Annotated in this window: 12 protein-coding genes and 1 pseudogene; 9 read left to right on the forward strand and 4 right to left on the reverse strand. The window is 49.4% G+C overall.

Going from position 1 to position 13,267, the window contains the following annotated elements; translation table 11 throughout:
- From AC2215_RS24530 to nadC, 4 genes and pseudogenes are all read left to right on the forward strand, one after another.
- Positions 1–147, forward strand: a pseudogene (locus AC2215_RS24530) (photosystem II D2 protein (photosystem q(a) protein)); the annotation flags it as partial.
- Positions 148–329: 182 nt separating this feature from the next.
- Positions 330–1,694, forward strand: coding sequence for a photosystem II reaction center protein CP43 (gene psbC / locus AC2215_RS24535; protein WP_486812653.1), 1,365 nt, complete (start codon positions 330–332; stop codon positions 1,692–1,694).
- Positions 1,695–1,969: 275 nt separating this feature from the next.
- Positions 1,970–2,821 (forward strand): sulfotransferase domain-containing protein, encoded by an 852-nt coding sequence (locus AC2215_RS24540; protein WP_486812654.1) that lies wholly within the window; start codon positions 1,970–1,972, stop codon positions 2,819–2,821.
- A gap of 248 nt (positions 2,822–3,069) precedes the next feature.
- Positions 3,070–3,918, forward strand: coding sequence for a carboxylating nicotinate-nucleotide diphosphorylase (nadC, locus tag AC2215_RS24545; RefSeq protein WP_486812655.1), 849 nt, complete (start codon positions 3,070–3,072; stop codon positions 3,916–3,918).
- Here the strand turns inward: nadC and AC2215_RS24550 are convergent.
- A complete protein-coding gene (locus tag AC2215_RS24550) occupies positions 3,915–4,097 on the reverse strand; it encodes a hypothetical protein (RefSeq protein ID WP_486812656.1) in 183 nt (60 codons plus the stop codon). The genes nadC and AC2215_RS24550 overlap by 4 nt on opposite strands.
- A gap of 317 nt (positions 4,098–4,414) precedes the next feature.
- On the opposite strand from AC2215_RS24550, the gene AC2215_RS24555 reads away from it, so the two are divergent.
- Positions 4,415–4,615: a hypothetical protein gene (locus AC2215_RS24555; RefSeq protein WP_486812657.1), complete on the forward strand. Its 201-nt coding sequence runs from the start codon at positions 4,415–4,417 to the stop codon at positions 4,613–4,615.
- 41 nt (positions 4,616–4,656) lie between these two features.
- On the opposite strand, the gene dnaG is transcribed toward AC2215_RS24555, so the two are convergent.
- Positions 4,657–6,597, reverse strand: a complete 1,941-nt coding sequence (gene dnaG, locus AC2215_RS24560) for a DNA primase (protein WP_486812658.1) — start codon at positions 6,595–6,597, stop codon at positions 4,657–4,659.
- A gap of 408 nt (positions 6,598–7,005) precedes the next feature.
- On the opposite strand from dnaG, the gene AC2215_RS24565 reads away from it, so the two are divergent.
- Together AC2215_RS24565 and AC2215_RS24570 are read left to right on the forward strand one after the other, a co-directional pair.
- Positions 7,006–7,701 carry a hypothetical protein gene (locus AC2215_RS24565; RefSeq protein ID WP_486812659.1) on the forward strand — a complete coding sequence of 232 codons (696 nt, stop codon included), beginning with the start codon at positions 7,006–7,008 and terminating at the stop codon, positions 7,699–7,701.
- A 203-nt stretch (positions 7,702–7,904) separates the two neighbouring features.
- Positions 7,905–8,825, forward strand: coding sequence for a 2OG-Fe(II) oxygenase (locus tag AC2215_RS24570; RefSeq protein WP_486812660.1), 921 nt, complete (start codon positions 7,905–7,907; stop codon positions 8,823–8,825).
- Between the two features lie 258 nt (positions 8,826–9,083).
- Here AC2215_RS24570 and AC2215_RS24575 read toward each other — a convergent pair whose 3' ends face one another.
- Both AC2215_RS24575 and AC2215_RS24580 read right to left on the reverse strand, forming a co-directional pair.
- Positions 9,084–9,443, reverse strand: coding sequence for an SH3 domain-containing protein (locus AC2215_RS24575; protein WP_486812661.1), 360 nt, complete (start codon positions 9,441–9,443; stop codon positions 9,084–9,086).
- Positions 9,444–10,037: 594 nt separating this feature from the next.
- The gene (locus tag AC2215_RS24580; protein WP_486812662.1) at positions 10,038–11,288 is read right to left on the reverse strand and encodes an ATP-binding protein; all 1,251 of its coding nucleotides are present in this window, start codon (positions 11,286–11,288) and stop codon (positions 10,038–10,040) included.
- Positions 11,289–11,483: 195 nt separating this feature from the next.
- Between AC2215_RS24580 and AC2215_RS24585 the strand changes: the two genes are divergently transcribed.
- Positions 11,484–12,014 carry a DM13 domain-containing protein gene (locus AC2215_RS24585; RefSeq protein ID WP_486812663.1) on the forward strand — a complete coding sequence of 177 codons (531 nt, stop codon included), beginning with the start codon at positions 11,484–11,486 and terminating at the stop codon, positions 12,012–12,014.
- Between the two features lie 282 nt (positions 12,015–12,296).
- Positions 12,297–13,175: a TVP38/TMEM64 family protein gene (locus AC2215_RS24590; protein WP_486812664.1), complete on the forward strand. Its 879-nt coding sequence runs from the start codon at positions 12,297–12,299 to the stop codon at positions 13,173–13,175.
- Positions 13,176–13,267 lie beyond the last annotated feature (92 nt).

Consider the following 13,267-nt stretch of genomic DNA (forward strand, 5'->3'; position numbering starts at 1 on the left):
GCTGCAGAAGACCCCGAGTTCGAAACCTTCTACACCAAGAATATCTTGCTCAACGAAGGGATTCGCGCTTGGATGTCTCCGGCAGACCAGCCTCACAAAGGCTTTGAGTTCCCCGAAGAAGTTCTGCCTCGCGGTAACGCTTTGTAAAGATATGAGATAAGCTATTAACTTAAGGTAGAACTTTCGATCGAACCTTAAAATCTCGTCTCATAATCCTATTTAGCTAGACGTAAAGCGGTTGACCAAGTCCTAAAACCGCTTTACCTCCCAAACGAAAAACCCAAATTCAATGGAGGTTTTCCCCCTTGGACTCGACATTTAACACTGCTATGACCGGTGCGGGGCGCGATCAAGCCTCGACAGGTTTTGCCTGGTGGTCTGGCAACGCTCGTCTGATCGAATTATCGGGTAAGCTGCTGGGTGCTCACGTCTCTCACGCCGGTCTGATTGTTTTCTGGGCTGGTGCGATGACCTTGTTTGAAGTCGCCCACTTCGTTCCCGAAAAGCCCATGTACGAACAGGGCTTGATTCTCATGCCCCACATCGCAACTCTCGGCTGGGGTGTCGGCCCCGGTGGTGAAGTCGTCAATACCTTCCCCTATTTCGTTATCGGTGTTCTGCACCTGATTTCGTCTGCGGTGTTGGGTCTTGGCGGTATCTACCACGCCGTTCGCGGTCCCGAGCGTCTCGAAGAATACTCTTCTTTCTTCGGCTACGACTGGAAGGACAAGAACCAGATGACCAACATCATCGGTTTCCACCTGCTGATGCTCGGCGGTGGTTGCTTCTTGCTCGTCATCAAAGCTATGTTCGTCGGTGGCGTTTACGACACCTGGGCACCCGGTGGCGGAGACGTCCGCATCATCTCTAACCCGACGTTGAACCCGGCCGCAATCTTCGGTTACCTCACCACTTCTCCTTTTGGTGGTAAGGGCTGGATTGTCGGTGTCGATAATATGGAAGATATTATCGGCGGTCACATCTGGTTAGGTCTGATCTGCATTTCCGGCGGAGTGTGGCACATTCTCACCAAGCCTTTTGGTTGGGCGCGTCGCGCTTTCATCTGGTCTGGTGAAGCTTATCTTTCCTACAGCTTGGGCGCTTTATCCATGATGGGATTCATCGCCTCTTGCTTTGTTTGGTTCAACAACACCGCTTATCCTAGCGAATTCTACGGTCCCACCAACGCCGAAGCTTCTCAAGCTCAGTCGTTCGTGTTCCTCGCTCGCGACCAAAAACTGGGCGCGAATATCGGTTCGGCTCAAGGCCCGACCGGTTTGGGTAAGTACCTGATGCGTTCTCCGACTGGGGAAATCATCTTCGGTGGAGAGACCATGCGTTTCTGGGACTTCCGCGGTCCTTGGCTCGAGCCTCTTCGCGGTCCGAACGGTTTGGACTTGAACAAGCTCAAGAACGATATTCAGCCTTGGCAATTGCGCCGCGCGGCTGAGTACATGACTCACGCTCCCAACGGTTCGATCAACTCCGTGGGTGGCATTATCACCGAGCCGAACTCTGGATTTAACTACGTGAATCCTCGCGCTTGGTTGGCAGCATTCCACTTCATCATGGGATTCTTCTTCTTGGTCGGTCACCTGTGGCACGCCGGTCGCGCTCGCGCGGCTGTTGCTGGCTTCGAGAAAGGTATCGATCGCGAGAACGAACCGACTTTGGCGATGAACCCGCTTGACTAATATCGTCGAGGGTTTATCGATCGACTAAAGCTAAACAAACGATAAGTTTGTATTGCATAAAGGCTCCTGCTTCGGTGTAGGAGCCTTTCTCTTTAACCGGATTCAAAAAAAATTCAAGCGTATCTCATAAATCCGAGGAATTATTATTCGATAAGTAACGATCGAACTCATTTTGAATAACCGCGAGATAGTCAAAAGACGGGATTTCAAAGAGGTGACTCTGCTAACATACACGGGTTGAAGTAAGAGTCAGTCTATATTTAATTAAATTAATTATGAAACCAAGCTACGTCCGTTACAAAAAATTTCGCTTACCCATGGGATTTAGTCCAGAAAACTTTGAATCGGGACTGACATATAAAGCTCATAAAGGAGATACTTTTATTGTGACTTATCCCAAGTGCGGTACAACTTGGACTCAACATATTATTTGGATGATGTCCCACGATGGAGAACCATTACCTGTCGGTAAAAATATTAATCTAGAAGTTCCTCATCTCGAAGAAGTAGGAAGTAAGTTTGTGGAATCATTATCTGAGCCTCGCTTTATTAAAACACATCTGACTTACGATCTAACCCCCCATCATCCCGAGGCAAAATATATTTATATTGCTCGCAATCCGTTTGATTGTGCTGTGTCTTTTTTTTATCATACAAAAGGATTTGTGAAACATTATGATTTTGCAGAAGGGACATTTGATGAGTTTTTTGAATGTTTCATTGATGGAGAAGTTGACTGGGGAGATTACTTCGACCACTTAGTTCCTTGGATGCAACACAAAAATGATGCGAATGTTTTATTTTTGACCTATGAATCGATGAAAGTAAATCTTAAAACGGCCATTCTGGAAATTGCTAACTTTTTGGGTTATCCCTATGCTGAAAAACTCAAAAATACCCAAATTCTAGAAAGTATTCTCGAACACACGAGTTTTACTCGTATGAGCCAAAACCAAAGTCGTTGGTCTAGCCAACGTCCGCCTCATATGTCTCCATTTATTCGCAAAGGAACAGTAGGAGATTGGAAGTCGCATTTTTCAGCATCGCAAACTCAGCGATTAAGTGAAAAATTTAGAATTCAAACTGTAGGAACCGAAGCTAAAACGTTATGGGAATTTATCCAATAGATGGGTAAAAAAACTTCTTATTTCAAGAATATTTATAAGATTTTGAAAAAAATTTATATCTAATATTTTTAAGATGTTAACAGCTTCAATTGAGCATCTTTCTTTTGACTCACCAACACTCCCGTATATGTTCCTCCTGGAAGCTGCGAAAATAAAATCGATCTATTGGTTGTCAAGCCCCCCCGCACTGTTTTAACCTGAATGGCGGCTGTCTCTCACAATTACCAGACATGACGATCGCTGCTGTAATGCCTCCTCTTTTAGCGCTAGACCCGTTACTCAAAAGCTGGCTGTTGGAAGATATCGGACGGGGCGATCGCACTACGCAAAGCTTATTTCCCCAGGGAACCGACAAAATCGGCAAAGCATACTGGATCGTCAAAGAAGCCGGAACGATCGCCGGATTACCCATTGCCGCACGGGTGTTTCAATTACTCGACGATCGCGTGAAATTCACCCCCACCGTTGCAGAAGGTCGATCTTGCGATCGCGGTACGACAATTGCCAACATTGAAGGCCCCCTGGATGCTCTGTTGACAGGGGAACGGGTTGCCCTCAATCTGGCGATGCGACTGAGCGGGATTGCGACGATGACGCAAAAATACGTGGTCGAAATTGCGGATTTACCGACGCGATTGGTGGATACTCGCAAGACGACACCGGGATTGCGATCGCTCGAAAAGTACGCGACCCAAGTTGGGGGAGCAACGAACCATCGCATGGGGTTAGATGATGCGGTGATGATTAAGGATAATCATATCGACCTCGCGGGGGGCATCGAACGAGCGATCGAGCAGATTCGAGCGGTGGTTCCCTATCCCCTGACGATTGAAGTGGAAGCAGAAAGCCTGGAGCGAGTTCGAGAAGCCCTCGACTGCAAAGCCGATATTATCATGCTCGATAATATGTCCGTGGAGATGATGCGCGAAGCCGTCGCCCAAATTCGAGCCACCAGCGATCGCATCAAAATCGAAGCATCGGGGAATGTCACCCTCGCCAATATCCGCGCGGTTGCCGAAACTGGCGTAGACTATATCTCCAGCAGCGCCCCGATTACTCGATCGACTTGGTTGGATTTGAGTATGCGATCGAATTAGCGATCGCCCTCTGGCTTCTGTGACGGTGAGGGATTGGGTCTTTGGGCTTCCAAGCGATCGAGTTCGACGCACAGTTGCTGTAAATCGAAGTCTGCCCCCTTCTGCGGCGGTTGAGGCTCGATCGCCGGATTGCGATCGGAATAGCCACGGTTATTTTGGCGATCGTGGATGCGATTCATTGTAGTAGCCCCCTAGTCTTACAAGTCCGATAAAACCTGCTCTTACTTCTATATACATCTAGCGCCAAAGAACTTATGCAGTTTTCGATCGCAAGGGCACTGATGTGAGTCGGGCAATCGCAGGTCACTCGATGGCAGACTCTCGATCTCCGGCGATCGTTCCCTTTTGTATAGAACCCATTTGAGATCTTTCTCGGTGGTGTCTGGCTTTGAAGGCAGTCGTTCATCCAGTTGCTTCATGACAGAGCTGCCTGAGTCGAGTCATTTGCGACAAACAAAGAGTCAATCGGTCTAACTGTAAGGCTTGTGGCTCAAAGATGAGATCTCAAATTAAGCTGGCTATAGCAGTCGCCGTCGCCACTCTAGGCGCGGATAACACCAGACAACTGTGCGCTCTGACTGAAGTCTTCCCCTCCCCTACTCCCGAAGCCCCCGAAGCCCACCTTCATGAGTGTCCTAATTGCTCTGGCGACGGCTATAAAACCCCTCAATTTTTTGCGTTCCCCAAGAGTAATTAGCGGATAGCGGATAGCTGACGACTGAATGTTTACTTTATTACTTAAGAATCAACGGGATGGCGAATTAACTCTTCAAAACTGGGGAAACGGTAACGATCGAGTTCGGCAATTCGCCGTTTTTCTGCGTAAATTTGCTCTTGATACTGTCGGGCAAGTTCGGGTTCTTCAGCACAGTCGGTTTGCGTCCATAACTGCATAAAATGGCGGTAGCGGGTTTGTCGATTTGCTTTTTCCAAACAGGCGAACGCCGCGCGAACGATGAGAGGAGTTCGGAGGATATCCCGTTCGAGTTTTTCATCTAAATGGAGAATGGAAGAGAGGCGATCGAGTTCCTCGGGAAACGCTTCAAGTTGCTCTTGAATTCTTGAAATGAGTTCGGTCGGTTCTAAGGTTAAGGTATTTTCAAGTTCTAGCATTTTTTGCCATAAAATTTGATAGGCGTAAATGCTAAATGAAATTTCGTGATCTTCGAGCTTTTGGATTTCTTGAAGGAGCGTCGTCCGATGGGGTGGGCAATGAATATAAATTCGCAGCAGTAAGGCTTCCGAGCGCTCCACCGACGTACGATCGGCACCCATTGGCAGCGGGGCGACGGTATTAGAACCCGGGCGATCGGGGTCCGTTTTCGATCGCTGTTTCCGAATCCGCGCCCCCAAATTTTCGACCAATAACGGAACCAGTCGCGAGTCCCCTTGACTGAGTTGTTCCGAACATTTTTTTGTATAGTACGTCCGGGTATTGCCATTGCCAATTTTGCTCAAAAGCTTGACCATCTCTTGAGCGACTTTGTGATAGCGATCGGCTTGCTTTAAATCGCCATCGCCGATAATCTCTTCAATTTGCCAGTCTAACCACAGCGGTGCGTTTTCGACTAATTCTACATATCGATCGCCAGAAGAACTTTTAAGAAAATCATCGGCATCTTTCCCTTCGGGAATATTCATAATTCGCAGTTGTACATCCCCTTGATACGCCAAATTTTCCACTTCCGAAATGGCGCGTTCGGCAGCGCGTACTCCGGCAGCATCAGCATCGAAATTGAGGATAATTTGTTTGGATTCGGTATAGCGCAGGAGTTGTTTGACCTGATAGGAACTCAGTGCCGTTCCTAGAGAAGCCACCACATTAGAAATCCCCGCAGCATGGAGGGCGATCGCATCGAAATATCCCTCCACCACCACCGCTCGATCTTCCTTAGAAATCGCCGTACGCGCCTTATCCAGGGCAAATAGCGTCTTTCCTTTATCAAATAACTCCGTTTCCGGGGAATTGAGATACTTTGGCTGTTCGTCCGTCAGCGTCCTACCCCCAAACCCAATGGCGCGTCCCTGGGTATCGTGAATGGGAATCATCAGCCGATGGCGAAAGCGATCGTAATAGCCGCTTCCCGATTGCCTGGGAACGATGAGTCCGGCTTTTTCCACCAACTCCACCGGATAGTGTTTCTGGCGCACCAGATAGCCGTAGAGGGTTTCCCACCCTTCCGGCGCGTACCCCAGTTGGAACTGTTGCAGGGTGGCTTCAGAGAGTTGGCGCCGATCTAGCAGGTAATCTAGGGCCAGTTTGCCTTGAGGTTGCCGTAAGGCATGTTGAAAGAAACTCGCCGCCACCGCCACAATTTCGTAGAGTTGTTCCCGCAGCGAGAGTTGGCGCTGGAGTTCCTGACGCTGTTCTGGGGCGAGAGTTTTGACGGGAATTTGGTAGCGTTGTGCCAACCCCAGCACCACTTCGGTAAAAGATTGCTGCCCGATTTCTTTGAGAAAGGTGATGGCGTTGCCTCCCTTGGCGCAACCAAAGCAGTAGTACATCTGTTTGGAGGGGTTGACGTGGAAGCTGGGGGTTTTTTCCTCGTGAAAGGGACACAAGCCGATAAATTCTCGGCCCTGCTTGCGCAAGACGACATGTTCGGAGACGACATCGTGGATATCGGCACGTTGCTTGACTTCTTCGATGGTGTCGGGGTGCAGGCGAGGGGCGCTCATCTTATGTATCTATATCGATGACGGGTGACTCAATGAAAGCTTGGGAGTCGTCATTATTCTAGAAGCATATCAAGACTATTGGCACATCGCACCCGGAGCGGTCCCCTCAATTCACATTCTGAGATCGAACAATACTGAAAAACAACGATGTTTGCGATCGGGTTTGCAACCATTTTTTTTGATCGAAGATTCGTAAAACGCGAATTTTTGTATGACTTTAGTAAAGATAAAGTTATTTATCTTCTAATACAAAAAAAACGGTTAAGTTGGATATATATCAATCGAGAAAACACGAATAATTTTCGTTTATAACTGATTGTTTCGATGACGTCAGTGACTTTTATCACAACTCGATTGAGTAAACTTCTCGCATTCCGTCCTAACTAGAAACTTCAAAAAATCGCAGCCATGAAAATTAATTCAGCTTTGATAACCGCCTTTGGTGCCGGTAGCCTCGCTCTTCTCTCTTCGGCAATGAACCCAGCAAATGCTGCTTCTACCTCGTTCAGCGTCAACGATTTTACGAATAATGGTAGTACGACGGAAGGTCTGTTTACCCTGGAAGACAACGGCAACGGTGGCGTTCAGTTTACCCTTGATGCGGGAAGCTATCAGGCCGCTGACATCCGTGGTATCTGGTTCAATATTAACGATGCTTCCCTTCTGAGTGGCTTAAATATTTCTGGTGCTAACATCACCGACCAAGCGATCGGTGACAACAGCGTGACCACCGTTGGTGGTAATAGCAACAATCTGAACGGTGGCGGTGGACAGGCTAATCCTTTCGACATCGGTTTATCGATCGGGAATAACGGTCTTCGTGGCGGACGCGATGATTTTCAAGTGACGACGTTCACGGTCTCTCACAATGCCATAGCTCTGTCGATCGATAACTTCATCGGACAACAATTCGGCGCTCGCTTTACGAGTGTCGAAAATAAGGATGGAGCACGCAACGGTAGCAGCAAGCTGCTCGGTATGGCACCGACTGGAAACAAGCCTCCCTCCGTTCCCGAACCCTTACCGGGTGGCATGGCAACCACGATGAGCTTGCTCGCCATCGGTGGCGCGTTCAAAGTGATGAGCAATAAGAAGCGCGCCTAGTCATGGCAGTAACTCCCGAATTTCTCAAATCTCGCTAAAAATTTATCGGACTGACGCAAAGCCTTTCGCAAAGGCTGTCTCTAGCATTGCCGCGTCGGTCCGATTGTCGTTGGATCTCGAGCATCGGATATCGAGTTGGGACATCGAGTAAAGATCGTATCCTGGTAACAGAATTCGATCGAGTCCGGGAACTCAAAGACTGCATGAGTAACAATCTCGCCTCTGGAGAGCAACTCCAGCACTTGGCAACTCAAGCCATCGATACTCTCGAAACTCTCCTCAAGAGTCAGGAACTTTCACCCCTCGAACGGGCGGAGGTCGCCTTTCGGATTTTAGAGATAACGGGAACGGCTCCGCAAATCCAGGCCTCTCAACTGAGTTTATCGGATGCCAATGGCGGTTCTGTCAGCGCCTCTTCGGGTCGCTCTTCTGCCGGTGCCATTCAAGAGCCGACTCGGTATGCCACCGCATCCACCGGTAACGGTTCCCAGGTTGGGGGTGGGGCAACTGCAACCCAACCCCGATCGGAATTTTTACCCGCCAGCTACGTTCGTATCGATAACTTTCTCTCTGCCCAAGAAAACGCTCGCGCCCTAGAAATGGCTCTAACGCATGCCGATGATTTCGTTGCCTCTACCACAACGACGCAAGCAGCAAACTACCGTCAGTCTTCGGTGCTGTACGCCACCCTCTTTCCGGAATTTTACGATTTTCTCCAGCAAAAAATTTTAAGAACCTTACCCTCGGTTCTCAATGCACTCAAGCATCCCTCGTTTCCCATCGCGAAGGTGGAAATGCAGCTGACTGCCCATAACGATGGCTGTTTCTACAAAGTTCACAACGATGCGGGGAGCGAAAAAACGGCCACGCGGGAGTTTACCTACGTTTACTATTTCAACAACACGCCGCAACAGTATTCGGGGGGAGAACTGCGGCTTTACGATACCCAGCTCCAGGGGGATGCGGTCATCGGTCACGATAATTTTAAGACGATCGAACCGGCCAATAACACGATCGTCTTTTTCAACAGCCGTTGCCGCCACGAGGTGATGCCGGTATCTTGTCCGTCTCAACAGTTTGAAGATAGTCGGTTTACCCTCAATGGGTGGATTCGGCGGATGTGAATTGGGGCAATGGACAATTGACAATTGACAATTGACAATGAGTCAGAGTGGTAGGGTGGGCAAGATTTTTGGGAAATCTTTCCTTTGAAAGGGGTTCTACCCAAGCGCAGCGCGCTTAGGACAGTCAAGTTTGTAACGCAAGGACTGTAGGGGTCAACTGCCGTTGACCCCTACCCGATTTATGAATATTCAACCAGAATCTCAATCTGCGTCAAATGGCGATCGCAATTATCTAGCCATTGTCGAGTGACAATTCAATTAGTCGTAGATGGGATCGCACGTCACGTTGAGTAAGTCTTCGCGAATCCATCCTTTCGCGCCACTTTCGTCGAAGCCGACGCGATACCAGCCGTAGCCGAATCGATCGATTTCGTAATCCATTTCGGGGGGGGCAACGGTGAGAACGGCGACTTCATCTCCCACTAGGCCGTAGCCCAAGCTAGAATAATCGGTTCCAGGGCCCGAACGTAGGGTGATTTGAGCGTTGGGATTGACGGCTGTGAGGGTGGCGTGGCACTGAAAATGCTCGTTTCCAAAGGCGTTGTGCGCTAGGGCAGAACTCGCGCCGAGTGTGGCGGTTGCAGCAGCGAGGGCGATAGAGAAGATTGCTTTTTTCATGACGAACCTTGAAAATTCAATAGCGATTAATTTCAAGGTACGAGACTCCTGGGGGGTATTGCCCATCAAATGGACGGTTTCTCGATTTTCACGATTCGATGTGACTCAAATGCCGGTTTAATGTCAAATTAAAGCGATCGAGAATACAACAGTCAAGGACACTTGCAAAACTGCACACCAATGGGGTGAAGGGTGTAGGGTGTGGGGTGTGGGGTGTAGGGAATCGAATCCCAAGCGCTCGCCTCCAATAGACTTCTGGAGGAAAAGGGTTAAGGGTTAAGGGTTAAGGGGGAAAGGGTTAAAAAATGTATCAATTCGGTATCTAAATTGATTTTATTTTTGATTTCTGGAGATATCTAATGACTGGGATACAGCTCTCTAGTGCAGCGCGGCAGAAATAACGACTTAGCTCTTAACCTGTGAAAGCTCTATGTACTCTTCCCGATTGCATTTTTCATTTTGCGAAAAGTGAGCGGTGTCAGTTTCTGTCCCGTTCAACTTTTCAAGACGCATTTTTAATTCTGCGTAGCAGCACTAGACCTCAAACCGATCGCGATACATTTGCACAATAACCGAAAATTACGATCTCCCTTTTCAAACACCCATCCCATGCAAGCGCACCGTTACCGTCGTTCCCGTTTCCACATTTGAGGCGATCGAAAATTCTCCGTCGTGGGCTTCGACAATGCGTTTGACAATCGCCAATCCCAACCCAGTTCCGGACGGTTTGGTGGTGTAAAAGGGTTGCGTCAGTTTGGGGATGACATCGGCGGGTATCAGTTCGCCACCGTTGCAGATTTGCAAAGTGACATAACTCCCATCGCATTCCACCCGCCACGCAACGGCTTCTCCGAGAGGTGAGGCTTCGCAGGCATTTTGCACCAGGTTGATGAAAACTTGTTTGAGTTTATCGCGATCGCCTCGTACCGTTAGGATTTGGGCAGCACAGGAAAATTCGATCGGGGGGATTTCCGGCCGTTCTCCCATGGCTTCGAGGATTTCGCCGATGGGTTCGTGCAAATCGAATTCGGTGCGGTTGAGGGCGTGGGGTTTAGCGTAGAGGAGAATTTCCCCCAACAATCGTTCCAGGCGAGAGGCTTCGTCGAGGGAAAGATTGACTCGGGCTTGGGCGGGTTCGGAAAGGGCGGTTTTTTTGAAGTAGTTCAACCCCATACCGATGGTGGTGAGGGGATTGCGGATTTCGTGGACGATGGTGGCGGCGAATTCTCCAATGGCGGCGAGTCGTTCCCGTTGCACCAGTTGGGCTTGGGCTTGGTGCAACTCTTCAGTACGCCGTTGCACTTCCGCTTCCAGGCGTTGGTTGAACTGGCACTGCTCCTGGTAGAGTTGGTAGTTATCGATCGCCGTGGCGGCCCGTTCGGCAAACAGTTCTGCCGTACTCAGATCTTCGGCGCTAAACTGGCGGGGTTGGCGGTGAAAGGAGCAAATCGTACCGATGGTTTTTCCCGATGCCGCCCGCAGGGGAACCCCCAGATAAGCGCAATATCCCTCTGGGGCTTGGCCGTACTCGGTGCGCGCCAAAACGTTTTCGACCGCCAGAGAACAACCGCGACGAATTACCGTTGCCGTGAGGGTTCCGTGGATGGAGTAGACCCGATTGCCCTCTCCTAAATCGATATTACTGGCAAGGAGGCGATCGCGCAGCGTCCCCGGTGGAGAATCGGGATCTTCTTCGAGCAACAGCGTGACCACCGACCAATCCACACCAACAATCTGACTTACGCCAACGGCAATTTCGTGCAAATAGCCATCGAGTTCTCCGGTGCGGTAACTCAGGGATGAGAGCAATTTAAGGGTACGTTGTGCCAAGGGGGAGGAATGCATTCTGTGAAATATCTGGGTCTTTCAAGCAGACCGAATGGATTGATGAAAAGTTTCTGAGAAAATCGCCTCTCGGTTATTTCCATCTTACAATTTTCCTCTCAGGAAGGATTCATCTAAATTCGGAATTGCCCTGTTAAAGTGAAAGAGTCGGTAAAAAACTGACTCGATATTGTTCGTCTTGACAGAGATTATATTATGAAACTCAACTATGTTTTAGTCTTAAATCTCGTCTTATTATTATCTATTGGTTGCTCGAAACAACCCGTTTCTACTTCAACTTCGGATACCTCTTCTTCTCAAGGAGCTACGGTAGAAACACCGACAGATTCTTCTCCATCTAATTCCAGTGCGATCGAAACATCCTCTACGCCCGACCCGACCGCTGAGACTTCACCACCAAGCATTTCTGGCTCCTTCGTCGCTGTCGACCATCCAACGGTCGGAGAGGTTAAACTGGTAACCGAAGGCGATCGCCAATTTTTAGAGTTTAGCGAAGACTTTAAAACAGATGCCGGACCGGATTTGGTCGTCGTTCTCCACCGTTCCCCTCAAATTCAAACCAGTGCCTTAAACGAAAGTGATTATTTTGCCCTGGCTCCCTTAAATGAGATTCGAGGCTCCCAGCGATATGCGCTACCGGAAGATATCGAGCGCCAAAATTTTGGTTCGGTGGCGATTTGGTGCCGTCAGTTTAATGTTACCTTCGGTTACGCAAAACTGCAATAGAACTGGATGATAACTTCATCTAAAAAATTAATTTATCCAAAAATCAAAAAAACTCAGTGTTCGGGTTTATCTTTTTGCAAAATTAATAACAAAAAGTACCCAATTTGGGGAACTTTAACCCTGAAATAATCTTGCAAACTGCTTCGAATCAATTTAGTTAAATCCCGCAAATATCGAGTGCAAATGCCACCCAAAAAAATCCCCAATTCCGAAATTAAAATTGGTGTGCTCCCCCCTTAAAATTCTCTCCCCCAACTCGCCTTTATCAGTGTCCTAATTGCGATGGCGGTTGCGATCGAAGCCCGAATGAGTTCGGGTCGCCACTCCCGACATCTCGATCGAACGAAAACTAAGTTCTACCCCAAAGTCAAATCCCTCGATAAACCGATGAAACCTCCCCTCAAAAACCGACCCATCCACCTCAGACACGGTCTCAAAACCCTCGGACTGACTGCCATTTTCTTCCTGGGGGCGACCCTTCCCGCCCTCGCCCAAGAAGCCAGCAGCCAAGGATTCAATCCCCAAGAACTCCTCAGAAATGCCCTGCAACAAATCCAAGACTTAGGGCCGGCCGGGGCAATTGCCTTTATACTGCTCTACATCGTCGCGACCGTTGCTTTTTTACCCGGATCGATCGTCACCCTGGGGGCGGGAGTCGTCTTCGGCGTCGGTCTCGGTTCCCTGTACGTCTTCATCGGCGCAACCATCGGTGCAACCTGTGCCTTCCTCGTCGGACGCTACCTCGCCCGAGATTGGATTGCCAAAAAAATCGAAGGCAACAAGAAATTTGCCGCCATTGACGAAGCCGTAGGACGAGAAGGATTCAAAATCGTCCTCCTCACCCGCCTCTCCCCCGTCTTTCCCTTCAACCTCCTCAACTACGCCTACGGACTCACCGGCGTTTCCCTCAAAGACTACGTTCTCGGTTCCGTCGGCATGATTCCCGGTACGGTGATGTACGTCTACATCGGTTCCCTCGCCGGCAGTCTCGCCACCATCGGCGGGGCAGACCAACCCACCAATCCCGGCATTCAGTGGGCGATTCGCATCATCGGTTTTGCAGCCACCGTCGCCGTCACCGTCTACGTCACCCGCGTCGCCAAAAAAGCCCTCGATGAAGCCGTTTCCGACGAGACTCAGTTCTCGGTCACTGGAGAATAAGAGGAGGGGGACAAGGGGAGAGAATGCGTGCATTCCCCATTCCCCATTCCCCATTCCCCATTCCCCATTCCCCATTCCCCATTCCCTATTCC

The organism is Zarconia sp. (assembly GCF_057467645.1).